At 66.8% G+C, this 25,703-nt stretch carries 26 protein-coding genes; 11 read left to right on the top strand and 15 right to left on the bottom strand.

Going from position 1 to position 25,703, the window contains the following annotated elements; all coding sequences use genetic code 11:
• Positions 1-240 precede the first annotated feature (240 nt).
• Entirely contained in the window at positions 241-888 is a 648-nt protein-coding gene (gene yczE / locus AC5RTY_RS06345; RefSeq protein WP_493999731.1) for a membrane protein YczE, read from the top strand.
• A 24-nt stretch (positions 889-912) separates the two neighbouring features.
• Here yczE and AC5RTY_RS06340 read toward each other — a convergent pair whose 3' ends face one another.
• Complete coding sequence (locus AC5RTY_RS06340) at positions 913-1,815, bottom strand: methyltransferase domain-containing protein (RefSeq protein WP_494139241.1); 903 nt, start codon at positions 1,813-1,815, stop codon at positions 913-915.
• Positions 1,816-1,889: 74 nt separating this feature from the next.
• Here AC5RTY_RS06340 and AC5RTY_RS06335 point away from each other — a divergent pair, with 74 nt between their 5' ends.
• Positions 1,890-3,962 (top strand): S9 family peptidase, encoded by a 2,073-nt coding sequence (locus tag AC5RTY_RS06335; RefSeq protein ID WP_494139240.1) that lies wholly within the window; start codon positions 1,890-1,892, stop codon positions 3,960-3,962.
• A gap of 25 nt (positions 3,963-3,987) precedes the next feature.
• On the opposite strand, the gene AC5RTY_RS06330 is transcribed toward AC5RTY_RS06335, so the two are convergent.
• On the bottom strand, positions 3,988-4,620 hold the full coding sequence (locus AC5RTY_RS06330; RefSeq protein ID WP_494139239.1) for a peptide deformylase: 633 nt from the start codon (positions 4,618-4,620) through the stop codon (positions 3,988-3,990).
• 118 nt (positions 4,621-4,738) lie between these two features.
• Positions 4,739-5,641 (bottom strand): putative periplasmic lipoprotein, encoded by a 903-nt coding sequence (locus AC5RTY_RS06325; RefSeq protein WP_494139238.1) that lies wholly within the window; start codon positions 5,639-5,641, stop codon positions 4,739-4,741.
• A gap of 61 nt (positions 5,642-5,702) precedes the next feature.
• On the opposite strand from AC5RTY_RS06325, the gene AC5RTY_RS06320 reads away from it, so the two are divergent.
• Positions 5,703-6,644, top strand: a complete 942-nt coding sequence (locus AC5RTY_RS06320) for a 5'-3' exonuclease (protein ID WP_494139237.1) — start codon at positions 5,703-5,705, stop codon at positions 6,642-6,644.
• Between the two features lie 191 nt (positions 6,645-6,835).
• Complete coding sequence (locus AC5RTY_RS06315; RefSeq protein ID WP_493999737.1) at positions 6,836-9,223, top strand: ATP-binding cassette domain-containing protein; 2,388 nt, start codon at positions 6,836-6,838, stop codon at positions 9,221-9,223.
• Between the two features lie 595 nt (positions 9,224-9,818).
• Here the strand turns inward: AC5RTY_RS06315 and AC5RTY_RS06310 are convergent.
• The 3 genes from AC5RTY_RS06310 to AC5RTY_RS06300 are packed head-to-tail and all read right to left on the bottom strand — an operon-like array spanning position 9,819 to position 11,739.
• A complete protein-coding gene (locus tag AC5RTY_RS06310; RefSeq protein ID WP_494074484.1) occupies positions 9,819-10,064 on the bottom strand; it encodes a GNAT family N-acetyltransferase in 246 nt (81 codons plus the stop codon).
• Positions 10,061-11,245 (bottom strand): cation:proton antiporter, encoded by a 1,185-nt coding sequence (locus AC5RTY_RS06305; RefSeq protein WP_494139236.1) that lies wholly within the window; start codon positions 11,243-11,245, stop codon positions 10,061-10,063. The genes AC5RTY_RS06310 and AC5RTY_RS06305 overlap by 4 nt, the downstream gene beginning before the upstream one ends.
• Positions 11,246-11,247: 2 nt before the next feature.
• Positions 11,248-11,739 carry a cation:proton antiporter regulatory subunit gene (locus AC5RTY_RS06300; protein WP_493999740.1) on the bottom strand — a complete coding sequence of 164 codons (492 nt, stop codon included), beginning with the start codon at positions 11,737-11,739 and terminating at the stop codon, positions 11,248-11,250.
• Positions 11,740-12,047: 308 nt separating this feature from the next.
• Between AC5RTY_RS06300 and AC5RTY_RS06295 the strand changes: the two genes are divergently transcribed.
• Complete coding sequence (locus tag AC5RTY_RS06295) at positions 12,048-13,187, top strand: glutamate--cysteine ligase (RefSeq protein WP_493999741.1); 1,140 nt, start codon at positions 12,048-12,050, stop codon at positions 13,185-13,187.
• A 49-nt stretch (positions 13,188-13,236) separates the two neighbouring features.
• Here the strand turns inward: AC5RTY_RS06295 and AC5RTY_RS06290 are convergent, their stop codons facing one another.
• From AC5RTY_RS06290 to AC5RTY_RS06270, 5 genes are all read right to left on the bottom strand, one after another.
• Positions 13,237-13,713: a VOC family protein gene (locus tag AC5RTY_RS06290; RefSeq protein ID WP_494014005.1), complete on the bottom strand. Its 477-nt coding sequence runs from the start codon at positions 13,711-13,713 to the stop codon at positions 13,237-13,239.
• Positions 13,714-13,825: 112 nt separating this feature from the next.
• Positions 13,826-14,155 carry a hypothetical protein gene (locus tag AC5RTY_RS06285; protein WP_494014006.1) on the bottom strand — a complete coding sequence of 110 codons (330 nt, stop codon included), beginning with the start codon at positions 14,153-14,155 and terminating at the stop codon, positions 13,826-13,828.
• A gap of 226 nt (positions 14,156-14,381) precedes the next feature.
• Positions 14,382-14,906, bottom strand: coding sequence for a hypothetical protein (locus AC5RTY_RS06280; protein WP_494076056.1), 525 nt, complete (start codon positions 14,904-14,906; stop codon positions 14,382-14,384).
• Positions 14,903-15,490: a sigma factor-like helix-turn-helix DNA-binding protein gene (locus AC5RTY_RS06275; RefSeq protein WP_494023067.1), complete on the bottom strand. Its 588-nt coding sequence runs from the start codon at positions 15,488-15,490 to the stop codon at positions 14,903-14,905. The genes AC5RTY_RS06280 and AC5RTY_RS06275 overlap by 4 nt, the downstream gene beginning before the upstream one ends.
• 62 nt (positions 15,491-15,552) lie before the next feature.
• Complete coding sequence (locus AC5RTY_RS06270) at positions 15,553-15,927, bottom strand: VOC family protein (RefSeq protein WP_494076057.1); 375 nt, start codon at positions 15,925-15,927, stop codon at positions 15,553-15,555.
• A gap of 136 nt (positions 15,928-16,063) precedes the next feature.
• On the opposite strand from AC5RTY_RS06270, the gene AC5RTY_RS06265 reads away from it, so the two are divergent.
• Together AC5RTY_RS06265 and AC5RTY_RS06260 are read left to right on the top strand one after the other, a co-directional pair.
• Positions 16,064-16,471, top strand: coding sequence for a DUF3054 domain-containing protein (locus AC5RTY_RS06265; RefSeq protein WP_493999747.1), 408 nt, complete (start codon positions 16,064-16,066; stop codon positions 16,469-16,471).
• A gap of 47 nt (positions 16,472-16,518) precedes the next feature.
• Positions 16,519-16,800, top strand: a complete 282-nt coding sequence (locus AC5RTY_RS06260) for an Lrp/AsnC family transcriptional regulator (protein ID WP_493978425.1) — start codon at positions 16,519-16,521, stop codon at positions 16,798-16,800.
• Between the two features lie 92 nt (positions 16,801-16,892).
• Here the strand turns inward: AC5RTY_RS06260 and trpD are convergent, their stop codons facing one another.
• Positions 16,893-17,945, bottom strand: a complete 1,053-nt coding sequence (gene trpD, locus AC5RTY_RS06255; RefSeq protein WP_494014011.1) for an anthranilate phosphoribosyltransferase — start codon at positions 17,943-17,945, stop codon at positions 16,893-16,895.
• A 148-nt stretch (positions 17,946-18,093) separates the two neighbouring features.
• Between trpD and ctaE the strand changes: the two genes are divergently transcribed.
• The 4 genes from ctaE to qcrB all read left to right on the top strand — a co-directional run bounded on the left by ctaE (position 18,094) and on the right by qcrB (position 22,395).
• Positions 18,094-18,732, top strand: coding sequence for an aa3-type cytochrome oxidase subunit III (gene ctaE / locus AC5RTY_RS06250; protein ID WP_493999749.1), 639 nt, complete (start codon positions 18,094-18,096; stop codon positions 18,730-18,732).
• A gap of 82 nt (positions 18,733-18,814) precedes the next feature.
• Positions 18,815-19,627, top strand: coding sequence for a cytochrome bc1 complex diheme cytochrome c subunit (gene qcrC / locus AC5RTY_RS06245; RefSeq protein WP_493999750.1), 813 nt, complete (start codon positions 18,815-18,817; stop codon positions 19,625-19,627).
• Between the two features lie 90 nt (positions 19,628-19,717).
• Positions 19,718-20,746 (top strand): cytochrome bc1 complex Rieske iron-sulfur subunit, encoded by a 1,029-nt coding sequence (gene qcrA / locus AC5RTY_RS06240; protein ID WP_493978421.1) that lies wholly within the window; start codon positions 19,718-19,720, stop codon positions 20,744-20,746.
• 2 nt (positions 20,747-20,748) lie between these two features.
• A complete protein-coding gene (qcrB, locus tag AC5RTY_RS06235) occupies positions 20,749-22,395 on the top strand; it encodes a cytochrome bc1 complex cytochrome b subunit (protein WP_493999751.1) in 1,647 nt (548 codons plus the stop codon).
• Between the two features lie 235 nt (positions 22,396-22,630).
• Here the strand turns inward: qcrB and AC5RTY_RS06230 are convergent, their stop codons facing one another.
• The 3 genes from AC5RTY_RS06230 to ctaD all read right to left on the bottom strand — a co-directional run bounded on the left by AC5RTY_RS06230 (position 22,631) and on the right by ctaD (position 25,691).
• Positions 22,631-23,416 (bottom strand): GntR family transcriptional regulator, encoded by a 786-nt coding sequence (locus tag AC5RTY_RS06230; RefSeq protein WP_493999752.1) that lies wholly within the window; start codon positions 23,414-23,416, stop codon positions 22,631-22,633.
• A gap of 143 nt (positions 23,417-23,559) precedes the next feature.
• On the bottom strand, positions 23,560-23,961 hold the full coding sequence (locus AC5RTY_RS06225; RefSeq protein ID WP_493999753.1) for a cytochrome c oxidase subunit 4: 402 nt from the start codon (positions 23,959-23,961) through the stop codon (positions 23,560-23,562).
• A 2-nt stretch (positions 23,962-23,963) separates the two neighbouring features.
• Entirely contained in the window at positions 23,964-25,691 is a 1,728-nt protein-coding gene (gene ctaD, locus AC5RTY_RS06220) for an aa3-type cytochrome oxidase subunit I (protein ID WP_493999754.1), read from the bottom strand.
• Positions 25,692-25,703 lie beyond the last annotated feature (12 nt).

The following is a 25,703-nucleotide window of genomic DNA, read 5'->3' as shown; positions in this document are numbered from 1 at the left end:
CCGTCTCCCGAGCCTGCCTCTTGTACGCATGCATGAAACCGCGGGCTGCCGGTGCCCTTAGTACCTCCATCATGCCCGACGACGACGCGCGGCGGAGTGAAATCCGTCACTTCCGGACGCTCCGAGGCGTTTCGTGGCCAAGTTGTGACCAGATAGGCCGTCCCGCGGGCCTGGGTGCGTTGCCGGATAGGATGATCCAGTGCTGAACACCGCGCCCTGCCGCGCACCCCGGAACCGGCCATGCGAACCCTGCTGACCAGCAATCGGCTGTCCCTGCGGACGCTGCGGCTGCTGGCCGGCCTCTTCGCCTACGGGATCGCCATCGCGCTGATGATCAGGGCCAATCTTGGCTCGGCCCCCTGGGATGTGCTCAGCCAGGGCGTCGCCAAGGCCACGGGCATCAGTTTCGGCTGGGCCACGGTGGCGATCAGCGCGGCCGTGCTGCTGTTGTGGATCCCGCTGCGGCAAAAGCCGGGCGCGGGAACGGTCGCGAACGCCATCCTCGTGGGGTTTTTCGCCGACTTCGGGCTGCTGCTCATCCCGGTTTGGGATCACCTGGCCGCGCAGGTCCTCTCGTTCACGGCCGGACTGGTCCTGCTGGCGGCGGCCAGCGCGCTGTATATCGGGGCAGGCCTCGGACCCGGACCCAGGGACGGCCTGATGACCGGCCTGCACGCCGCGACCGGTTGGCAGGTCTGGATAGTCCGCACCGGCATCGAAGCAGCGGCAACCCTCGCCGGGTGGCTGCTCGGCGGCGTCGTGGGCCTCGGCACCCTGGTGTTCGTCCTGGCCATCGGACCCTTGATCCAGCTGTTCCTGAAGTGGATGTTCGTCGACCTGAATCCGGGCGTCCGGAAGAAATCCCCCGCCAGGCCCGGCCGCGGCTAGGGGGCGCTCGGACACCGGCGGCGGCTAACCGGCGGGGCGGACGGGCTCCCCGCCGCGGCCGCGGCGCCGGTACGTGCTCACGGTGAAACGCGCGGTGACCTGCAGCGGCCGTCCGGCATCCCCGACGGCCGCACGCACCGCGTCGGCGTCAGTGTGGTGGGCGTTGGGCCCCATCATGACCAGCCGCACGATGTCCTCGGCGCCCAACTGAAGCGGCACCTGCAGCGGATCGGCGGCCAGTTCTTCGAAGTCGCCGCCCAGGGCCGCCCCCAGCCGGTCGGCCTTATCGGTGTCGACGGCCAGCAGCGGGACCACGTCACGCAGCTCGTCCAGGTGCCCCGGCGCAGCGGTGGCGACCACCAGGTGCCCGTTCGGTTTCAGCACCCGGGCGAATTCGGCCGGGTTGCGGGGCGCAAAAACGTTGAGGATCAGGTCCACGGTCCCGGCCGCCAGCGGCAGCGGCTTCCAGAGGTCCCAGACCAGGCACAAGGCGTCCGGCAGCGTCCGGGCCGCGCGCCGGAGGGCGAACTTGGACAGGTCCAGCGCCACGGCCCGCCCGTCGCCCAGTCCCTTGAGGACGGCCGCGAGGTAGTAGCCGGTGCCGGCGCCGGCATCCAGCACCACGGGAGCGGGGGAGCCGGGCTGGAGGGCGCGGACCGTCCGGGACAGCTGGTCCGCCAGGGGTGCGTAGTGGCCGGCGCCCAGGAACGCCTCCCGGGCGGAGACCATTTCGGCCGTGTCCGGGGTGAACCGGGTGCCGCGCCCGGTGAGCATATTGACGTAACCCTGCCGGGCGCCGTCGTACTGGTGGCCCTCCGCGCAGCGCAGCCCCTGGGCCGGGGTGGGCCCGGCGGCCAGCAGTCCTTCCCCGCAGACCGGGCAGAGCAGCAGCGGGATCAGGTCCTGGAAGTGCGGGGCGGAGGGCATGCTCCATCCTAGGCAAAGCCGGACCACGATCCGCCGATTGGCTCCGGCCTGCTGGTGAGACTAGGCTCACAGTCGTGCGATCTGAAGACATTGCTTTATTAAATTCCGTGTCCGCCCCCACGCTCCATCCGGACGGCGGCCGGGCCGCGGTTTCGGCCACGCATCCCGACTTCACGTCGGACAGCTACGTGGGGCAACTGTGGGAAGTCCCGCTGGACGACGGCGGCGGTGCGCCCCGCCGCCTCACGCGCGGCTTTAGGGACACCGCACCCGCCTACTCGCCCGACGGGCTCTGCCTGGCGTTCCTCCGCGCGGCCGGACCGGGGGAGCGGGCGCAACTGATGGTGGTGGACAGCCGGGGCGGGGAGCCAGTCGCGGTCACCGACGAGAAACTGGGTGTCTCCTCGTTCGTCTGGTCCCCGGACTCACGCCGCCTGGTCTTCGCGGCCCGGGTCCCCGCCGACGGTCGCTACGGCACGATGGACGGGGTTGGCCCCGGCGCCGAGGACGCCCGGCTGGTCACCGGCTACAAGTACCGCCTGAACGGGGTCGGCTACACCGGCGACAAGCGGGCCCAGCTGTTCGAGGTGGACGCACCGGATCTGCAGGCCGAACCGCCGGTCGCCCCGGTGGGCCGCGCCGCCCGGCAGGCGGGCCGGGACGGCGAAGACGCTTTTACCGCCGTGCCCCAAGCGCGCCGGCTGACGTTCGCGGACGCCGACCATGACTGCCCGGCCTTCAGCCCGGACGGCCGCACGCTCTACTTCACCGCCGCCCTCCACGAGGGAGCCGACGAGGACCTGCGCCGGGACGTGTACGCGCTGGAGCCCGACGCTGCCGGCGGCAGCCCGCGGCTGATGTCCAACCTTTCCGGCCCGCTCCTGGCCGCCGCGGCGCCACAGCCCAGCGCCGACGGCCGCTGGCTGTTCTACCTCGGCAGCCTCATCGGCGGCGGGAGGGACTTCGTGGCGCAGAATACCGCGCTGTACGCGGCTCCGGTCTCCGCCCCCCACGAGGTGCGCCGCCTGACCGATCCGGAGGGGACGGACCTGGGCGAAGGCACGCTGGTGGCGGCCGGCCCGGATGCGGTGCTGGCCCTGAACCGGCAGCGCGGCGCCGTGCAGCTGGTGGAGGTCTCGGCAACCGGCGGCATGGCGGTCCTGGTCGACGGGCCGCTGAACGCAGCGGCGGCCGACCGGGCGGCGGGCCACACCGTCGTCAGTTTCTCCGACGCGTCGACCGCCGGTGATCTGGGGCTCGTGGCCGGCGGCGGGCTCACCCGGCTGACCGACTTCTCCGCGGAGCTGCGGGACTCGGGCCTCATTGCGCCGCGGGAAGAGACTTTTGCTTCGGCCGACGGATACCCGGTGCACGGCTGGGTGCTGCTGCCCGAGGGCCGGGGGCCGCATCCCGTGCTGCTGAACATCCACGGCGGGCCGTTCGCGCAGTACGGCTGGGAGGTTTTCGACGAGGCACAGGTCTATGCCCGGGCCGGCTACGCCGTCGTCATGTGCAACCCGCGCGGTTCCGCGGGCTACGGGCAGGCGCACGGGCGCGCCGTCAAGGGTGCCTTGGGAACCCTCGCCATGGCCGATGTCCTGGCGTTCCTGGAGGGTTCCGTCGCCAAATACCCGCAGCTGGACGGTACGCGGCAGGGCATCATGGGCGGATCCTACGGCGGCTACCTGACCGCCTGGACGGTGTCCCGGGACCACCGGTTCACCGCCGCGATCGTGGAGCGGGGTTACCTGGACCCGCCGTCATTCGCCGGCTCCTCGGACATCGGCTGGTTCTTCTCCGACGAATACACCGGCACGGATCCCGAGCAGGTGCACAGCCAGAACCCGTTCGCCCTGCTGGATTCCGTCCGGACGCCGGTGTTCGTCATCCACTCCGAAGACGACCTGCGCTGCCCGCTGGAACAGGCCCAGCGCTACTACGTGGGCCTCAAGCAGCGCGGCGTGCCCACGCAATTGCTGATCTTCCCCGGGGAGAACCATGAGCTGTCCCGTACCGGTACGCCGTGGCACCGGAAGCAGCGCTTCGACGAAATCCTGCGCTGGTGGGCGGCCCACCTTCCCACGGCGCAGAACAACGACGGCGGACGGGCGGCAGCCGCCGAACCGGATCCCGCAGCCCGGGCGTAGCACGGCGGCTGGGCCGTTGCGGGGCCTAGAAGGCCAGGCCGGCGCGTGCCAGGTCAATCGTCGGCTGCGCCCAGTGCCGGGTGTACTCGTCATTGCCGCTCAAAGACCGGGGCTGCATCTTGTCCACGTAGATCGTGCCCGAGAGGTGGTCCGTTTCGTGCTGCACAATTCGGGCCTGCCAACCCGAGAAGGTCTCGCGCACGCGGACGCCGTCGGGCCGCTCGAAGTCGAGGTCGACGCTGCGGGGGCGTTCCACCACCGCCTGGTAGCCCGCGAAGGACAGGCACCCCTCGTAAAATGCGGCTGTCTCGTCGCCGCGGGCGCGGTAGGACGGATTGATGATGGCGAAGTAGGGCAGCGGCGCCCGTTCCCGGGTGGCGGCCACCTCGGGCGCCGTTGGAAAGGCATCCTCGAGGACCGCGATGCGCAGCGGGATGCCGACCTGCGGCGCCGCCAGTCCGACGCCGGGCGCCGCGTGCATGGTCCGGCGCAGGAGTGCGAGCAGGGCGTTCAGTTCCGCGTCGTCCAATTGCCCGTCGAACGTCGCGGCAGGCTGCCTCAGCACGGGCTCGCCGACCTGCAGGATGGGCGCCGGGTCGCCGGAGGCGGCCAGCGAATGAACGAGATCGCGCAGGCGTTCCGCAGGGTAGTCAGTCACAGCTGTCAGTGTAGGGGCGCCGGCCCTTGCTGCGCTGCTGGCCGCTCCGTCCCATCCTGCGCCGCTAGCCGCTCCGTTCCATCCTGCCCCGCTAGCCGCTCCGGTCGATCCTGCGCCGCTAGCCGCTCCGGTCCGCGGAGGAGCAGGCGTCGGCGATAAACCGGTATACCTCGCGGGTGAAATCCCGTCCGCCGTCCAACCGCAGCACGCCGGCTCCGCCCGCCGTCCTGATCGTTACCGGAATCTTGGTGCCCAGCTTGTCTTCGGCCAGGGCATGGGGATCGCAGCGGGTCGGCACGACATGCAGGGCCAGCCGCGACGCCGGATCCGTCCCGGCCACCCGGATGTTTTTGGGCCACGGGTGTTCGGCGTCTTCGCTGAGCAAGGTGGTGGTCCCGAAGGATTCGATCACCAGCGAGCCCTTCCCGCCGGACGGCCGGACCTCGACTTCGACGACGGCAGCGCGGCTCCCGGCCAGCACCTGAAGCCCGGGGTTGACCCGAAGCCCGGCCACCGAAGCCGCCGCCTGGGTTAGGCAGTCCCCGGTGTGGTTGCGCGCGAGGACACCGTGCGGATCCCCGGCAGGGACCTCCACCGTGCCCGGCGCGGGGCCCTCGCCGTCAAGGGTCACGGTTATCCGATACTCCGCAGCAGTCGGGGACGGACCGGCGGAGCACCGGGCGGCCGGCAGGTCGGCCGGCAGGCTCACCGTCGCACCGGGGGCCACCTTGGTCCCGCCGGTGCGCGTCGGCTTCCAGTCGGCGGCGCCGTCGTAATGCGGGGAATGCAGCGCCGCGGAGGTGACGAGCAGGGGCTGCGCGGAGGTGTTGGTGATCATGAGGCTGACCACCCGGTCCGTGTAGTCCGCCCGGCTCTGGTCCACGGCAGCAGTGATCACGTTCCGGGCGCTCGGGGAGGCAGGGGAGAGGCTCCCCGGAGCGCCCGAACATGCGGCCAGCAGGGCCGCCGTCATCGGCAGCACCACCAAGCCGCTGCCGTACCGCAGGGGACCGGGAGCCATGCCACTAAGGTAGTACCAACTCCCGTGGACGTGCTCCTCACCGGCAGCGAAAGGGCAACCTGTGGCAGAACGATTGATGCTCCTCGACACCGCGTCGCTGTACTTTCGGGCCTTCCACGCCCTGCCGGACACGATCAAAGCCAAGGACGGCACCCCCGTGAACGCCGTGCGCGGGCTGCTCGACATCATGGCCCGGCTGATCACCGACTACCGGCCCACCCGGCTGGTGGCCTGTTGGGACAACGACTGGCGCCCCGCCTGGCGGGTGGAGCTGCTCCCCACCTACAAGAGCCACCGCGTGGCCCGGCGCGTGCCGGACGGTCTCGATATCGAGGAGACACCGGCGGGACTGGTGGAACAGCTGCCCCTGATCCGCGAGGTGCTCGACGCGCTCAATGTCGCCGTCGTTGGCGCGGACCATCATGAGGCCGACGACGTCATCGGCAGTCTCGCGGCCCAGGCCGATGTGCCGGTGGATATCGTCACGGGGGACCGGGACCTCTTCCAGCTGGTGGACGACGACCGCGGTGTGCGGGTGATCTACACGGCGCGGGGCATGAGCAACCTCGAGGTGATGACCGACGTGTCGGTGGTGCGCAAGTACAGCGTGCTGCCCAGTCAGTACGCCGACTTCGCCACGTTGCGCGGGGACGCGTCCGACGGCCTGCCCGGAGTTGCGGGCATCGGCGACAAGACGGCGGCCGGGCTGCTGAAGGACTACGGCAGCCTCGGCGGGATCGTTGCGGCGGCGGCGGATCCCACGGCTGCCATGGCGGCACGGATGCGGGCCAGGATCACGGAGGCCTCCGATTACCTCGACGTCGCGCCGACCGTTGTCGGCGTCGTCCGCGACCTGGAGCTCGGGACGTTCGATGCCACCCTCCGGCCGCTGCGCCCCGAAGAGGCAGAGCGGCTTGAGCAGCTCGCGAAGGACCTGAACCTGGGCGGACCGTCCCGCCGCATCCGCCAAGCGCTCGAAGCGGTCGGCGAGGCCGCGGAGTAACGACCGGCCGCGCGGCGGACCAAAAATCCGGAGCGGGTTCCGGGCTAGTCCATTAAGGTAAAGAGACGTAACCGTTGCCGCGTCGGGCGGAGGGGCGCCGGCAGGCAAGGCACCCCGAACCGAGCGGACAGCGGTCTCGCCGGCGCAGGGTCGGGCCGTGCGGGCGAGGCACCCAAGGGATGGAGACAGCAATGAGCACGGCCACGACGAGGGACCTGCAGCAGCCATCGCTGCATTCGGCGGACAGCCACGACCTGATCCGGGTGCAGGGCGCGCGGGTGAACAACCTCAGGGACATCAATATCGAGATCCCCAAGCGGCGGCTCACGGTGTTTACCGGGGTCTCGGGATCGGGCAAGAGTTCGCTGGTGTTCGGCACCATTGCCGCGGAGTCGCAGCGCCTGATCAACGAGACCTACAGCGCGTTCGTCCAGGGCTTCATGCCGACATTGTCGCGTCCCGAGGTCGACTTCCTCGCCGGCCTGACCACCGCAATCATCGTGGACCAGGAACGCATGGGCGCCAACCCGCGTTCCACCGTGGGCACGGCCACCGACGCCAACGCCATGCTGCGGATCCTCTTCAGCCGGCTGGGAGACCCGTATATCGGGTCGCCCAACGCCTTCTCCTTCAACGTCCCGTCGGTCAAGGCCAGCGGGGCCATCACGGTCGAGCGCGGCGGCAAGACCAAGGCGGAGAAGGCCACCTTCAACCGCCTCGGCGGGATGTGCCCGCGTTGCGAAGGCATGGGCTCGGTCAGCGATTTCGACCTGTCCGCGCTCTACGACGACACGAAGTCGCTCTCCGAAGGCGCACTGACGGTACCCGGCTACAGCATGGACGGGTGGTACGGCCGCATCTTCAGCGGTGCAGGACTGCCCATGGACAAGCCGATTGCGAAGTACACGAAGAAGGAGCTCCATCAGCTGCTTTATTCGGAGCCGACCAAGATCAAGGTGGAGGGGATCAACCTCACCTATGAGGGCTTGATTCCCAAGATCCAGAAATCGATGCTCTCCAAGGACCGTGAGGCGATGCAGCCGCACATCCGGGCCTTCGTGGACCGCGCAATCACCTTCGCCACCTGCCCCGAGTGCAACGGAACCCGGCTCGCGCAGGAGGCGCTGTCGTCGAAAATCCGCGGCAAGAACATCGCGGATCTTTGCCAGATGCAGATCAGCGACCTGGCCGACTGGATCCGCGCTCTGGACGAGCCGTCGGTCGCGCCGCTGCTCACCGGGCTGCAGCACCTGCTCGATTCGTTTGCGGAGATCGGGTTGGGATACCTGTCGCTCGACCGGCCGGCGGGGACGCTGTCCGGGGGAGAGGCACAGCGAACGAAGATGATCCGCCACCTGGGCTCGTCGCTCACCGACGTCACCTACGTGTTTGACGAACCCACCATCGGGTTGCACCCCCATGACATCGAGCGGATGAACCAGTTGCTGCTCCAGTTGCGGGACAAGGGCAACACCGTGCTGGTGGTGGAGCACAAGCCCGAGACCATAGCGATTGCCGACCACGTCGTGGATCTCGGGCCGGGCGCGGGCACGTCGGGCGGGACGATCTGCTTCGAAGGCAGCGTTGAGGAACTGCGGGGGAGCGACACCACCACCGGCCGCCACTTCGACGACCGGGCGTCCCTGAAGGAGTCGGTCCGCCCGTTCACCGGTGCCTTGGAGGTCCGGGGCGCCTCGACGCACAACCTGCAGGACGTGGACGTCGACGTCCCGCTCGGAGTACTCGCGGTGATTACCGGGGTCGCCGGCTCGGGCAAGAGTTCGCTGATCCACGGCTCGGTCGCCCGCCGCCCCGGCGTCGTGGTGATTGACCAGGGAGCGATCAAAGGGTCCCGGCGCAGCAATCCGGCCACCTACACCGGATTGCTCGAACCGATCCGCAAGGCATTCGCCAAGGCCAACGGCGTCAAGCCGGCTTTGTTCAGCTCCAATTCCGAGGGCGCGTGCCCCGTCTGCAACGGCGCCGGCGTCATCTACACCGAACTGGGCATCATGGAAACCGTCGAGTCCACCTGCGAGGAATGCGAGGGGAAGCGGTTCCAGGCGGCCGTGCTGGAATACAGGCTGGGCGGCCGGAACATCGCGGAGGTGCTCGCCATGCCGGTGACCGAGGCCGAGGAGTTCTTCGGCACGGGCGACGCGCGCACGCCGGCCGCCCACAAAATCCTGGAGCGGCTCGCCGACGTGGGACTCGGCTACATGACGCTGGGCCAACCGCTCACCACGCTGTCCGGCGGCGAGCGGCAACGGCTCAAGCTGGCGACCCAAATGGCCGAAAAGGGCGACATCTACGTGCTCGATGAGCCAACGACGGGACTTCACCTGGCCGACGTCGAGCAGCTGCTCGGCCTGCTGGACCGCCTCGTCGACTCCGGCAAGTCGGTCATCGTGATCGAGCACCATCAGGCCGTCATGGCCCACGCCGACTGGATTATCGACATCGGGCCCGGGGCCGGGCATGCCGGCGGCCGCATTGTCTTCGAGGGGACGCCTGCTGATCTCGTCGCCGATCGTTCCACGCTGACCGGCAAGCACCTGGCGGCTTACGTCGGCGCCTGAGGACCAAGCTTGCCGCCGGAGTCCGGAGCGTCGACGGCAGCAGGCGGGTGCAGAGTTATGTCAACCTAATGATGGTTTGAGGGGAGTGCCGACGTTGTTCGAGGGGATCCCGATTGCACACGCGGTTGCGGGAAAACAGCTTTTCCAGCCCACTATCGGGTCTCGCCTCGAACTCGCCGCACAGATAGCGTGACATTGAGTCCTGGCTGCCTGTTGCCAACGTTCGGCGAGCTCGTGTGTCTGTGGACGACAAGGGATCATTGGACCCACGAGCCGAACACAGCCGGCCTGCAGCGAGATGCACCGGTCAGGCGCGCATGCCAGGACACTCGAAAGCTGGGCATAACGCGCAGCCGACGACCACGTATACATGCGCCGCAGCAGGAGGCGAACCGCCACGGATTAGGTCCCCGCTTAGGCCTTTCCGTAACGCCGATAATCCACATTATGTCAAGTAATGGCTCGGCTGGGGCATCCATCCTGTCCCCTGACGGCCGGGACTTCAGAGACGTGCTGCCCAGGGCCAGATTGCGCTGAAGCGCGGGCGGCGGCGTCTTGAAGAGCACAGCGCCGTCGGTATTTGGACGGTCGCACGTCAGCGGAACCGGGCGAAGACGCGGACGGGACCTGATTCGAAATCCGATCCCTCGGTTAGTCCCATGGATTGGTAGAAGGCGCGTTGCCGAGGTTCATCATCGGTGATGAGCACCGTTTGCCGAACGTGCTGGTACCGCTGCCTCACATGATCAAAAAGGGCGCGCCCTACGCCTGTTCCCTGAAACGCCGGGTGCACCAGGACGTCTTGCCCGCGTGCCCCGGCTTCGGCGTAAAAAGTCTTCACCTCGGTTCGGGGCCCTGTTTCGGCAGGCCCTTACCGTCCGCTCGAGGCACCCATGCGTCGCTGAAGCGGGCCAGAAGAGGACCTGCGACCGCCAGGATCATCACATATGCTGCGGCGATGGGCCCCACCACTGTGTAGCCTGCCGCAACCGCCAGACCGGCAATGACGACGGAAAACTCACCCCGGGTGACCAGGGCGGCCCCCGCCCGGAGCCGTCCACGCTGCCGCACGCCTTCCTTTCCTGCTGCCCACCAGCCTGTACCCAGTTTCGTAGCAGCGGTCACGACGGACAACAGCAGGGCTGCCGGCAGGATGGGCCACATGTCCGCAGGATCGATGGCCAGGCCGAAGGTCACAAAGAAGATCGCAGCAAAGAGGTCGCGCAGCGGGCTCAAAACGTGCCGGGCACGGTCAGCAAAGTGCTGAGGAATCGCTATGCCCACCAGGAACGCGCCGACTGCTGCGCTGGCGCCCATACCCTCGGCCACTCCGGCAACGGCCAATGTAATGCCGAGGAGGCGCAACATGACCTGTTCATTCTGGGGATGAGACAACAGACGTCCCATCCGATACCCGGCCTTGCGTGCCGCGACAAGGGCGAGTGTCACAGCGCTTGCGGCCAGGGCGACTCCCCCGGCTGCCTGCCAGGCTCCGCCGCCGGCAAGGACCACCACCAGGATGGGCAGGAACAGTGCCATGGCCATGTCTTCCAGGACCAGTATCGACAGCACCGCGGGCGTCTCCCGATTTCCCAAGCGGCCCAGGTCATCAAGCAACCTGGCGATAATGCCGGACGAGGATATCCAGGTGACTCCCCCAAGCGCCAAAGCCGCCTGCCACGGCAGCTGCAGCACCAGTCCCAGCAGGAATCCGGGTACCGCGTTCAGCAAAAAATCGATCAAACCCGAGACACGATGCCGCTTGAGGCTGTACATCAGCTCGGCCGCGGAGAACTCGAGTCCCAGCAGGAGCAGCAAAAGGACAATGCCGATCTCCCCCGCGGTTTCCACGAAGGGCCCCGCGGCATGCACCGGCAGCAGTCCGTCCTCTCCGAACGGCAAGCCGGAAAGGAGGTAAAACGGGACCGGTGAAAGGCCAAGCCTGTGGGCCAGAAGCCCGAGCCCGGATAGGACGGTGAACAGCACTCCCAGTTCGATCAGGAGGAGCGACAGGTGTGTCACGTTCAGGTGGCGGTCGGCGCATTGATGAGGGCCTCAAGTGCGGCGAGCCCGTCGGCCGACCCCAAGGCTATCAGGTCATCGTTGGCCAGGAGTTGCTCTTGCGGGGTCGGGCCCGTGATCACGCGCTCTCCACGTATGATCGCCACGATTGAGCACCCCGTCCGGCTGCGGGCCTTGCTGTCACCCAGAGCCCGGCCCGCATACGGTGAGTCGGGCCGAACGGTGAAGCGGCTGGTTTCCAATCCCGGGACCTCCCTGGAAAGATCCGCAAAGCGCTGCGTGATCCGGGGCGCGCCCAAGAGCTCGGCCAGCTGTAACGCTTCTTCCGGTTCCAATTGGAGCTTGCTGATTGCCCGGTCCGGATCGGCCTCGTCAAAGGTCAGGATGTCGGCCCCGCCATTCCGGTCTATCACCAGGGAAAAATTGACGTTGGTCCTCGTCTTGAGGTCATAGCGCATGCCGACGCCGGGGAGCATGGTTTCGACGATTTCCACAGCACGATCCTAGGGTGAGGGCCGATATACGCCGGCTCGCAACGGCACAGACCCCGGGGCTGCAAAGCGGCGTTGCGAAGATCAGGCCGTGGGGATTCTGATCGGTTGCGGGCCCTGCCGGAGGTGCATGCGCTCCTCCGTGACGGCTACGGTATCCCGTTTTGCGGCCCGGCGGGACCCCTGAATGCGGTCATGACCGCGGGCGAACCTGATCAACCGGCGTGAACGTGCCGCGTCCGGCCCCAAGGAATGTCCGGCGGGCCGCGACGGTCTTTCGCCAAGCCCGCCTGTGGTGAACACTAAACAGCATGCGAACCTTTGGCGTGGAGGAAGAGCTGCTCCTGGTGGACGCCAAGACCGGCGCCCTGGCCTCAGTCTCGGAACAACTGCTCCGGGGGCAGGGAGAGCCTGCGACGTTGGATACACCTCGGGATACGGCGTCCCGCGGAGGCTACAAGGGCAGCCTGATGTCGGAGGTCAAGCAGGAACAGCTCGAAGCGGTGTCCGCTCCGTACAAGGATCTGCAGGAGCTGGCAGCGGGTATCAGGGCCGGGCGCGCCGAGGCTGACCGACAGGCGCGGCGTTTTGGCGCCAGGGCTGCAGCATTGGGCACCTATCCCCTGCCCGCCACTACCAGTCTCGTGCCGCGCCCGCGATACCAGGCCATGGAAGCCCGGTTCGGTCTGACCCTGCACGAACAGCTGACGTGCGGTTTCCACGTGCACGTTTCGGTTGCCTCCGATGAGGAAGCCGTTGCCGTGCTTGACCGGATCCGGGTCTGGCTGCCGGTCCTGCTAGCGCTGAGCACCAACTCCCCCTTTTGGCAGGGCGTGGACAGTGGCTACGCCAGCTTCCGCTACCAGGTCTGGAAACGGTGGCCCACCGCCGGGCCGACCGGCATCTTCGGCTCCCCCGCTGCCTACCACCAACTGTTGGGGATGCTGCTCGAGTGCGACGTGCTGCTGGATAAGGGCATGATCTATTTCGACGCGCGGCTCGGTCAACGGCATCCCACGGTTGAAATACGCGTGGCCGATGTCTGCCTGCAAGCGGAACAAGCTGCCGCCGTGGCCGCCTTGTGCCGGGCGCTGGTAGAGACGGCTGCCCGCCAATGGAGCGACGGCAGCCCGCCGCCTCCGGTACCGGCAGAGCTGCTGCGTCTTGCGTCCTGGCGGGCCAGCAGGTCAGGACTGGAAGACGAACTGCTCCACCCGTTGAAGAGCGACCGCACCCCGGCCCGAAACGTGGTCAGCGCCCTGCTCGAACACGTCGGCCCCGTGCTGGCGGAAACGGACGATCTGGAACCCATACAGGTCGTCGTCGACGGAATCCTTCGCGACGGCACCGGCGCGGCAAGGCAGCGGAGAGTCCTCGCGCGCCAGCACAGACTCACCGACGTCGTCTTCGACGCAGTCAGGAACACGCACCTGCCGGCCGGCATCCTGTGAGCACCCGGCCGGCGGCAGCGGACAGAAAGGGCTCGCGGCGGACAAGGCGCTAGCCGGCGTCGTAGGCGCGCTGCAGTTCGGCGATGTCGATCTTCCGCATCTGCAGCATGGCTTCCATGGCACGTTGGGCCTTCTGCGCATCCGGTCCCCCGATCAGCCGCGGCAGCACCGAGGGAATGATTTGCCAGGACAATCCGTACTTGTCCTTGAGCCATCCGCATTGGCTCTCGGCACCGCCGTCGGCGGTCAGGGCGTCCCAGAGCCGGTCGACCTCCGCCTGGTCCTCGCAATCCACCTGCAGGGACACGGCCTCATTAAACGTGAACTGGGCTCCCCCGTTCAGGGCCGTGAAGGACTGGCCGTCCAACTCGAACTCTACGGTCAGCACCTGGCCTTCCATCCCGGGACCGCTCTCGCCGTAATGCGTTACGTCCAGGATCTTCGAGTTCTTGAACAGCTGGACATAGAACTGTGCCGCCTCTTCGGCTTCGCTGTCGAACCACAGGCATGGCGTGATCTTCTGCATGATGGGCTCCTCCCCTGCGTCAGGCGTACCAGAACCGCCCCTCGAACGTCCATGAATCGGGTGTTCAACGTGAACCGGGCACCCACCGGCAGCCAAAAATTATGCCTCCAGCTCAGCCGGGGGCACCGGCCAGCACCGGGGCCGTGGCGTCCCTGCCACCCGGGTCTATCACCTGCAGGCGGCACCCCTCCCCTTCGGGCGCCGCATAACCGGGAAGCTGCTTGCTTTCACTGCAGCGGTGAAGCTCTTCCAGCGCGGCAGCTTCAATCCGGGCATGCTGAAGGTTGATGGTGACGCCCCGACCGGGCGCAAGGGCGCTGGTGCGGCGAACCAACGAATACAGCGCCACGATGTTTCGGGTTGTCACGTGCCCGCGCACTTCGATATTGGCGGATTCCCGATCGATATCCAGCCGGACGACCACTCGCAGTTTGGGATCCATGCTTTGTCCCCTCAAGAGTTCCCCATGGCCGCTCCTTGACCGGTGATCATCATAAGAGGCCGAATGTGGCGTGGGCAACAGACCGCGGGCAATATTTCGTGGGGACGGAACACGGGCCCAGCAGGGGCGGCGGCAGCACCGGGCGGGACCGTGGTTTTTGTTACGGACTGCGCGCCGCTGGCCTGGCGCCGCCGCCTTGGCCCGGGAATGCCGAGCCCGCCTGCGCTCAGCGCAGGAGAACCGCGATGCCGGTAGCGGCCGCGGCCCACAGCACGCTCGCGAAGGTGCCCAGGATAAATCGCTCGGCCGCCCCGGACTGACCGAGTTCGGAATACCGGCCCAGGCCTTTCACCGCGAGGACGACTGCCAATCCTTCCGGCCACTCGGCCAGCAGGGTGGCCGCGATGGCCGTCCGCTCGAGCACCCCGATCCAGGCCCCTCCGCGGAGCACCGGGGATGCTTCGGGGTCGGTGTGGTTGTCAGGGTGCGAGGCATTGAACGACAACCGCAGGATGGTCACGGTGGCCGGGCCACCGCCGATCGCGGCGGCCGCCACGCCCAGCGCATAGGCTGCCGGGCCTAGACCGCCCGACCCCAGGACCGCCAACAATGCCGCAATGCCCAAGAGCAACAGCGATACGGCGCTGGCGGCGTACAGCCAGCGGTTGCCCCGGCCCTGGAACCGCTCGAAGTACATGGGCGCCGCCACGGCCGTGGCCACGCAGAGCGTGAGCAGTGCGATGACGCTCATCGGTCGGCCCCTTCCAGCAACGCTTGGGCCGCCAACCGTGCGCGTCGCCACTCGGGCCAGAGCCCACTGTGCAGCCTGCTGGAGACGGCCTGCTGGGTGATCCCCAGCCGGTCGGCAATTTGCTGTTGGGTCAGTCCTTCATCACTGAGCAACCCGGCTTCCGTCGCCTGCCTGCTGCGCTTCCGTGCCACTGATACCAGCAACTGCAGCACCGCTTCGGCATGGCCGGCCTCCTCGCGGGCACCGGAGACGGCGACGTTGCCGGGCGATGTCTTGGCCGCGGTCACCGCTTCGCGCGCGCGCTCGAAGGCCTCGCCGGAACCCGCGCGGGTAGACTCCGGGAGCGGGGTGACGACCCCGCCCACGCCTATTCCCACGCTCCAGTGGTTGCTGACCGCCAGGTCCAGGGCAAGATCAGCCGCGACGGCCGGGTCGGCGACCACCGCCTGCATCTCGTCGCCGGCGGTGCGTTCGAAACCGCGCACCAGCGGACGGGACGGGTCGTCATTCAGGGCGCCGAGCGCGCCCTCGACGAGGTCCACGTGGCGCCGGGAGCGCCGCTGATCGACCGTCAACACATACATACAAATCTGCTTCCTTGTTGCTCAAGCAACAAGTATGCACGGTTGTGGGCACGGATGCTACCTTAATGCTCCGCCTGCTCGTGGCTGACCAGCCCCACGAGATTGCCTTCCGAGTCGCGGATGAAGCCCATCCATTCATCCATGCCGGCAGGTCCCAAGGCACCATCGGCATGCCGGAAAATGATGTGTGGTTCTTCGGCAACCGGTATTCCCCGGGCGCGCAGTTCCTCGACCCGGTCCCGCACCGAGTCGACCTGCAGATACAACAGGGCGGCCGGCGCGCCCACCTCCAGCAGCAGCCGCACGCCGTCGAGATCGAAGAACACCAGGCCCGGAGGGTTGAAGACCCCGGCCGGCGGATAACCGAGCAGGTCGGTGTAGAAAGCGGTGGCCCGCTCGAGCTCGTGCACACCGAGCGCAACCTGTGCCAACTTCATGGCTTCGGCTCCTCCCCATCCGCCGCGGGCTTCGGCCCCTGACCAGCCGACCGGCTTCGGCCCCTGACCCGTCGCCAGGGACCCGACCGGCTCGTCCTCGAATCGTACGCCCGTGCCTGCCCGATAGTGTGGAGGGGTGACTGAAACATCGCCCCGGCTCCGCGCGGGCATCCCGTTGGTGGCAGCATCGCTCGCCCTGGACCTGGCCGCCGTCGTCATTTTTGCGGCGGCGGGCCGAAACACGCACGAACACGGAATGGCGCTGGCCGGAATCCTGATCACCGCGAGCCCGTTTCTGGCCGGGGCCCTCGTAGGCTGGCTGGCCTCGCGCGCCTGGCGCCGGCCGGCCGCCCTCTGGCCGACCGGAGTCGCGGTCTGGCTGGCCGCAGTGGCCCTGGGGCTCGCCCTTCGCGGCCTCGCGGGCGGCGGGCTCGCGCCGTCCTTCCAGATCGTGGCCTTCCTGGTGCTCGGCGCCCTGCTGTTGGGGTGGCGCGCGGCCGCCGCACTGTTCATCAAACTACGTTTCGCCCGACGGGTGGAATAACCTCGGACATAGGGAAGAACACCCAGTTCCAGCAGAAAGGCAGTGCAGTGGCTACAGCATTCGTTCTCATCCGCACCGATGCGACCCGGATTCCGGAGTGCGCCCAGGAGATCTCCGAGATAGAGGGCATCAGCGAGGTCTATTCGGTCACCGGGGAATGGGATTTGATCGCCGTCGCACGGGTCGCCAAGCACGACGAGCTGGCCGATGTCATCGCCGACCGGCTCTCGAAGGTCCAGGGCGTTCAGGCAACGACCACTCACATCGCCTTCCGCGCCTATTCCAAGCACGACCTGGATGCAGCCTTCTCGCTCGGGTTCGAGCACTAGGCTCCGCGGACAGGCGGAGTGCCCCGGACATTTTGTCCGGGGCACTCCCTGTTAATTGTTAAGCTGTTGCGCCCAACGCGCGGGCCGGAAGGTCAGCGGGTAGCGTCGATCCAGCGCTGCAGCGCCTCGGCCGCAGCACCGCTGTCGATGGCTTCCTCGGCCCGTTCCAAACCGGCGGCCAGCCGCTCCAGCAGCGGAGCGTCGGCTGTTGCCTCGTTGGCCACCAGGGCGGCGGCTGCGTTGAGGACGACGGCGTCGCGCACCGGCCCCTTGTCCCCCGCGAGCACGCGGCGCACCACTTCGGCATTCGCGGCGGCGTCCCCGCCACGCAGGTCGTCCAGCGTGGCCCGGGGGATGCCGAGGTCCAGCGGGTCCAGGGCGTGTTCCGTCACGGCGCCGCCGCGCACCTCCCATACCGACGAGGGGCCCGTGGTGGTCAGCTCGTCCAGCCCGTCCCCGCCGCGGAAGACGAGTGCGCGGATGCCCCGGGCGGCCAGCACGCCGGCGATGAGCGGCGCGAGCCGGGCATCGGCAACGCCGATGGCGGCCGCCGTGGGATTCGCCGGGTTGGTCATCGGTCCCATGAAGTTGAAGGCGGTGGCCACCCCGAGTTCCGCGCGCACCGCGCCCGCATAACGCATGGAGGGGTGGAACACCTGCGCGAAGCAAAACGTGATCCCCGCTTCGACGGCAGTTTGCGCCACGCGGTCCACCGGGAGGTCCAGGCGAACGCCCAGGGCTTCGATCACATCGGCCGAACCGGACGACGACGACGCGGCGCGGTTTCCGTGCTTGACGATCCGGGCCCCGGCCCCCGCGCACACCAGGGCGGCCATGGACGAGATGTTGACGGTGTTCTGCCGGTCCCCGCCGGTACCGACGATGTCCAGCTTCTCCCCCGGGATGTCGATCGGCCGGGCGTTGCCGACCATGGCCTCCACCAGGCCGGTCAGCTCGTCGACCGTCTCCCCCTTCGCCCGCAGCGCGACCAGGAAGCCGGCCATCTGCGCGTCGGAGGCCCCGCCGGACATGATTGTGTTCATCGCCCACTGGGTTTGGGCCGCCGTGAGGTCCTGCCGGGAGATCAGGGCAGAGATCAGTTCAGGCCAGGTGGGTGTGTTCTGAGCGTTGGGTTCGGTCGTCACTTCACTAGGTTATCTACGTTTTGTAGAAACTTCCGGATTGTTAACTTCCGCGCCGTTCCGCGGAATCCAGCGGTTCAGGAACCGGAACGCGGCGCCACGCGTTCAAATGCATTGGTGAAGTGGGCAGATTTATAGACATAATGGCCTTGTGACAACTGCAACCCATGCCCCCAGTACCCCGGCGCATCCAACGCTGAATCGCCCCAACCTGGTTTCCGTCGGAACCGTTGTGTGGCTCTCCAGCGAGCTGATGTTCTTCGCCGGCCTTTTCGCTATGTACTTCACCCTCCGCGCCACCTCCGGCGAGATGTGGGCGATGGAAACCGAGAAGTTGAATGTTCCGTTTGCGCTGGCCAACACCATCGTCCTGGTGTCCAGCTCCTTCACCTGCCAGTACGGCGTCTTCGCCGCAGAGCGCTTGCAGGCCCGCCGCTCCGGCGGGCTCTTCAATGTCGCCAAGTGGGGCATGGTCGAATGGTTCCTGCTGACATTCATCCTCGGCGCCATCTTCGTCTCCGTCCAGGCCTACGAATACGCGATGCTCGTCTCCGAAGGCGTCTCGATGTCCTCGAACTCCTACGGTTCCGCGTTCTACATCACCACCGGCTTCCACGGCCTCCACGTCACAGGCGGCCTCATCGCTTTCCTGCTGATCATCGGCCGCGCCTACGTCGCCAAGAAGTTCGGCCATTTCGAAGCCACATCGGCCATCGTCACGTCGTACTACTGGCACTTCGTCGACGTCGTGTGGATCGCTCTCTTCATCATCATCTACTTCCTTAAGTAGACGGCCGAAAGGTCCGCGCCTCGCTGCGAACCGAGCCAGCCGAACATCTACGCACACGCACCGCAAAGTTAGGAACCAACAAGTGAAGGCACTCTCCCAGAGGCGACGACATCCCCTGGCGGCCGTTGCCCTGCTGCTCATGGGATTGCTCGTCACCGGCGGACTGTACGCCGTTGCCGGGAACGTCAACGAGGCCAAGGCCCAAACCACCACCTTTTCCGCGCAGGACATCGAAGAGGGCGAGAAGCTCTTCGTGGCCAACTGCGCAACTTGTCACGGAATCGGTGCTGTCGGGGCCCCGGAGGGTGCGCACGGCAACCAGGCCGGTCCGTCGCTGATCGGCGTCGGCGCCGCAGCCGTGGACTTCCAGGTAGGAACCGGCCGCATGCCCATGCAGATGTCCGGCCCCCAGGCACTGGAAAAGCCGAACCAGTTCAACGAAGAGCAGACCATGCAGCTGGCGGCCTACGTAGCCTCCCTCGGCGCCGGTCCCGCGATTCCGGCGGATGAATTCCTCGACGTCTCCCAGGGTGATCCTGCGGCCGGCGGCGAGATCTTCCGGGTCAACTGCGCCATGTGCCACAACGCTGCCGCAGCAGGTGGTGCCCTGACGCGCGGCAAGTTCGCGCCGGCGCTTAGCGGCGTCAGCGAAGCGCACATCTACGAAGCCATGGCCACCGGTCCGCAGAACATGCCGGTGTTCAGCGACGCGAACATCTCCCCGGAGGAGAAGCGCGACGTCATCGCCTTCCTGAAGACCATCGAAGAGCAGCCCTCCCCCGGCGGGATCTCGCTTGGCGGGCTCGGCCCCGTGTCCGAGGGCCTGCTGATGTGGACGCTTGGATTGGGCGTGGTCATCGCGTTCACCATTTGGCTGACCCAGCGGTCTTCCTAACCTTCGCTTCCGGCGGCCCAACGGGCCGCCGGAGAAGCGCCAACAGTCATTAATGAGTTTTGAACTATTTAGAGAAGGATGAGAGGGATCATGGGCGACCATAGTCACGGCAGTCCGAACACCTCGGGCACCGTTGCTACGGCTGGTCAGAGCGACGTGGAGAAGTTTCAGGATCCTGGACTCCCCCCGCACCGCCCGCGCCGTGCCGACAAAGATCCCCGTGCGGAAAAGCGAGCCGAACGCCAGGTTGCGATACTCTTCGTAATCTCCATCATCGGCACCGTACTTTTCTTCGTCGGGTACTTTGGCATCCGCTTGGATGACACCACCGCAACGCTGCGACTGCAGAACTTCACCCTCGGCATGGGCACCGCTTTTGCCATGCTGGGCATTGGCGTGGGCATTGTCCACTGGGCCAAGACCCTCATGCCGGACCACGAGATCGTCGAAGAGCGCCACGAGGTCCGCACCGAGGAAGACCGCAAGGACGCCGAGCAGATCATCGGCCAGGTCCTGGACGAGTCCGGCATCTCCCGCCGCCCGCTGATCCGCAACACCCTGATCGGCGCCGGCGTGCTGGCGATCCTGCCGGCCATCGGCATTTTCCGCGACCTGTCCAAGGATTTGAACCCGGAGGTGCTGCGGCACACCATGTGGGACGCAGGCGTCCGGTTGACCCGCGACCCCAGCGGCACCCCGATCAAGGCCTCGGATGTCACCATTGGTTCCGCGTTCCACGTTATCCCCGAGGGGCTCAACGAGGCCGAGCACAAGCTCGAGGAGAAGGCCAAGGCCGTCGTCCTCCTGATGCGCCTGAATCCCGACGTCCTCCAGGTCTCCCCAGGCCGCGAAGACTGGAACTACAATGGCATCGTTGCGTACTCCAAGATCTGTACCCACGTTGGCTGCCCGGTGGCGCTGTACGAACAGCACACGCACCACCTGCTCTGCCCTTGCCACCAGTCGACCTTCGATGCCGCCCAGGAATGCAAGGTAGTGTTCGGCCCGGCCGCGCACGCCCTTCCCCAGCTGCCGATCAGCGTCGACGACGAGGGCTACCTGATCGCCACGAGCGATTTCCATGAACCTGTCGGACCGAGCTACTGGGAGCGTGGCTAAGCATGAGCGCTTCAACTGATACCTACGTACCCAAGACGCGGGTCGGGCGGATCACCAACTTCGTCGATACCCGCGTCGGCGGTTCGGGGATCGTCAAGGAATTCGGTCGGAAGATCTTCCCCGACCACTGGTCCTTCATGTTCGGCGAAGTGGCGCTGTACTCCTTCGTCATCCTGCTGCTCACCGGAACGTTCCTGACGTTCTTCTTCGATCCTTCGATGGCCGAGACGCACTACGACGGACCGTACGTCCCGCTCAAGGGCGTCGAAATGTCCGTCGCCTACCAGTCCACCCTGGAGATCTCGTTCGAGGTCCGCGGCGGCCTGTTCATGCGCCAACTGCACCACTGGTCTGCGCTGCTGTTCGTTGCCTCGGTCTCGTTCCACATGCTGCGCGTGTTCTTCACCGGCGCGTTCCGCCGCCCGCGTGAGCTGAACTGGGTTGTCGGCTGCGTCCTGTTGATCCTGGCCCTGGCAGCCGGCTTCACCGGCTACTCCCTGCCGGACGACCTGCTCTCCGGTAACGGCCTGCGCATCATCGACGGCGTGATCAAGGCAATCCCCTTGGTTGGTACCTACATATCGCTGTTGCTGTTCGGCGGCGAGTTCCCGGGTACGGACATCGTGGGCCGCCTGTACGTGCTCCACATCCTGCTGGTCCCGGCCTTGATCCTCCTGATGATCGCCGTCCACCTGTTCATGGTTGTCGTGCACAAGCACACCCAGTACCCCGGCCCCGGCCGTTCCGAGACCAACGTCGTCGGCTTCCCGATCGGCCCGGTCTACGCGGCCAAGGCAGGCGGCTTCTTCTTCGTTGTCTTCGGCATCCTGGCCGTCATTGCCGCGAACTTCCAGATTCTGGCGATCTGGGACTACGGCCCTTACGACCCCTCCCCCGTCTCGGCCGGTACCCAGCCTGACTGGTACATCGGCTGGGTGGACGGCGCGCTGCGCCTAATGCCCGGTGTGGGCGAGTTCGTGATCTTCGGCCGGACCATTTCGCTGAACGTGCTCATCCCGGCCCTCGGCCCGGCGGCCCTGCTGTTCACCGTGATGTTCGCCTGGCCGTGGATCGAAAGCTGGGTGACCAAGGACACCCGCGAGCACCACATCCTGGACCGCCCGCGCAACGTCCCGTTCCGCACCGCCACCGGCGTCGCCGGCATCGTCTTCTACTCGGTGATGTGGGCAGCTGCCAGCTCCGACTTGATCGCCACGCACTTCCACGTGTCGCTCAACGACGTGACCTACTGGCTGCGCGCCCTGTTCTTCCTGGGCCCGATCCTCGGCTTTATCGTCACGCGCCGCATTTGCCTGGCGCTGCAGCGCAAGGACCGCGAGATCGCCCTCCATGGCCGGGAGACCGGACGCATTGTCCGCCTGCCGCATGGCGAGTTCATCGAGGTCCACGAGCCGCTGAACGAGTACAAGCAGTACCGGCTGGTCAGCTACGAGTCGCCCGAGGTAATCCCGGCGCAGCCGAACAGGGCCGGGCACATCAAGCGCTCCGAGAAGCTGCGCGGTGCCCTGTCCCGGTTCTTCTTCGAAGACCGTGTGGCACCGGTTACCCCGGCCGAGCTGGAGGCTGCACATAGCCACCACGCCGAGGTCGAGGCACCCGCCGAGAAGGCGGAAGTCACCGCCCGCTAAGGCAATATCCACATAGAGAAATGGCCCCGGACCTGGTCCGGGGCCATTTCTCTGTGTCTCGCCCTTTTGCCTCACCCGCGGTGGGGCACCCTGCGTATACCGGGCGGGACGGGCTCTCACGGCGACCACGGGCGGCACGCGGCCGCACGGCGCTCCCCCGGCGCAGCAGTAGCTCTGGGCCCGGCCGGCGGCGCCGTTTGCGGCCGGGACGGCCTTCAGCAGCGCCGTACAGCCCTTAGAAGCGCTTGACGTTGTAGGAACGCGGCGCGCGTCCTCCGGGCCGTTGCAGCGGCACCCACAGCTTGTACCGGTCCGCGCGGTAATACGAGATCGAGAAGTCGACCATGGTCTTGGAGACGTAGGCATGCCGCTGGATTTTCAGCAGCGGCGATCCGATGTCCACGCTCAGGAGCCGCGCGATGGAGGGCTGGGCCGCGGTCGCCTCAATCGTGTCCTCGCCCCACTCCATGATGAGTCCGTACCGTTCGCTCAAGACGTTATACAGCGACGACGGCGGGCCCTCGTCGAGGATCCCCGGCACGCGCTGCGCCGGAATGAAGTTTTCGTCCACGCTCATCGGTTCGGCGTCCGCCAGCAGCAGGCGGCGGAAGCGCACCACCGGCTGCCCCTCCTCGATCTGCAGCTCGCGGGCCACCAGCGGGGTGGCGCCGATCTGCTCGAAGCTGAGGACACGGGCATCGGGAACCATGCCGCGCCGTTGCATCTCTTCGCTGTAGGAGGTGAGCTTGACCTGCAGGTCCAGCTTCGGCTGCCGCACAAACGTTCCCAGGCCGACAATCCGTTCGAGCACCTGTTCGGCGACCAGAGAGTCGATCGCCTGGCGCACGGTCATCCTCGCCACGCCGAAGCGTTCGGCCAGCTCCCTCTCCGAGGGAAAAGCGGCCCCGGGTTCGCAGCGCTCCTGTGCATGCCTGCGCAAAATGTCCCTGAGCTGGACGTGCTTGGCGGTACGGGAGGAGCCATCGAGCCCACCCTCGATCGCGGCGGCGTTCACGGACATGCGGCCTCCTGCTCAGCCGGTTGGAATCCCCTTCATCCTATCCGGTCTAGACCAGCGTCGCCGCGCCCGGCCGCCCGGCGGGGACGACGAAAGGGTCCGGAACCCTGACGGTTCCGGACCCTTTCGTCGTGTAGTTGCGGGAATCAGTGCGCGTGGTCCCCGCGGCTGTATTCGTAGACCCAGCCGATGATGGCCACCGTGGTCAGGCCGACGGCGATGTAGACGATCCACCAGCCGACCGCCAGGCCCATGAACCCTGTGGCGGCACCCAGACCGAGCACGATCGGCCACCAGCTCCACGGGCTGAACATGCCCTGCTCGCCGGCACCCTCATGGATCTCGGCGTCGACCCGGTCCTCCGGACGGGCACCGATGCGCCGCGCCGTAAACCAGAGGTAACCGCCGATCATCAGGGACAATCCGGCCGTCAGGTACAGCGCCAGCCAGCCGACAGGCTCTTCCCAGTTCCCCATGTAGCCGTAGACGGTGGCAACGAGGGCGAAGAACGGCGCAAGCGCAATGAATAGCCAGGCTTCAATCTTCACAGTTATGCGTCCTTCTGGTCAGCGGGACCGGCCATCTGGGCCACCGGTGCCGGAGTCGTCGGGGTGTGCCGCGGTGCCAGCTCCGGGTGGTGCAGGTCCAGGGCGGGGCGCTCCGACCGGATGCGGGGCAGCGAGGTGAAGTTGTGCCGCGGCGGCGGGCAGGAGGTCGCCCACTCAAGCGAACCACCGAAGCCCCAGGGGTCGTCGACCTCGACCTTCTTGCCGTTGCGCCAGGTGATGTAGACGTTCCAGAAGAACGGGATCATCGAGGCGCCCAACACGAAGGATGCAACCGTGGAGAACTGGTTCATCGCGGTGAACCCGTCTTCCGGCATGTAGTCGGCGTAGCGACGGGGCATGCCCTCGACGCCGAGCCAGTGCTGGATGAGGAAGGTGCCGTGGAAGCCCAGGAACAGCATCCAGAAGTGGATCTTGCCGAGGCGCTCGTTGAGCATCTTGCCGGTCCACTTGGGCCACCAGAAGTAGAAGCCTGCGAACATTGCGAACACGACGGTGCCGAAGACCACGTAGTGGAAGTGCGCCACCACGAAGTAGGTGTCGGAGACGTGGAAGTCCAGCGGCGGCGAAGCCAGGATGATGCCGGTCAGGCCGCCGAACAGGAAGGTCGCCAGGAAGCCCAGGCTCCACAGCATGGGCGTCTCGAAGGTGATCGATCCGCGCCACATGGTGCCGATCCAGTTGAAGAACTTCACCCCGGTGGGCACCGCGATGAGCATCGTCATGAAGGCGAAGAACGGCAGCAGCACCGAGCCGGTGACGTACATGTGGTGGGCCCACACCGTCACGGACAGCGCGGCGATGGCGATCGTGGCGTAGACCAGGCCCTTGTATCCGAAGATCGGTTTGCGGCTGAACACCGGGAAGATCTCGGAAACGATGCCGAAGAACGGCAGGGCGATGATGTAAACCTCTGGGTGGCCGAAGAACCAGAACAGGTGCTGCCAGAGGATGGCACCGCCGTTCTCCGGGTTGAAGATGTGCGCACCCAAGCGCCGGTCGGCGCCGAGGGCGAACAGCGCCGAGGCCAGGGGCGGGAATGCCATCATGACGAGGATGGCGGTGACCAGCGTGTTCCAAGTGAAGATCGGCATCCGCCACATGGTCAGGCCCGGGGCGCGCATGGTGATGATCGTGGTGATGAAGTTGACCGAACCGAGGATGGTGCCGAAGCCGGACAGCGCCAGGCCAAAGACCCACAAGTCCCCGCCGACTCCCGGGGAGAAGGTGGTGTTGGACAACGGTGCATAGGCAAACCAGCCGAAGGAAGCGGCGCCCTGCGGGGTAATGAAACCGGCCACCGCAATGATGCTGCCGAACAGGAAGAACCAGAAAGCCAGCGCGTTCAGGCGCGGGAACGCTACGTCGGGGGCACCGATCTGCAGCGGCATGATGACGTTGGCGAAGCCGGCAAACAGCGGCGTGGCGAACATCAGCAGCATCACCGTGCCGTGCATGGTGAACAGCTGGTTGTACTGTTCCTTGGTCTGCAGGATCTGCATGCCGGGCTCGAACAGTTCGGCGCGGATGACCAAGGCCATCACGCCGCCGAGGCAGAAGAAGATGAACGACGCGATCAGGTACATGTACCCGATGGTCTTGTGGTCCGTGGAGGTGATCCAGTTGACGACGATGCGCCCCTTGGACACCGGCACGACGCGCGGAGCTACCGTGGTAGCCCGGTCGTCAGCTGTGTATTCGTACGTTGACACTTGTGGCCCTCG

Source organism: Arthrobacter sp. Y3224055 (assembly GCF_059090825.1).
The sequence above is the reverse complement of the archived record's forward strand: the minus strand, read 5'-3'. Positions and strand labels throughout refer to the sequence as shown.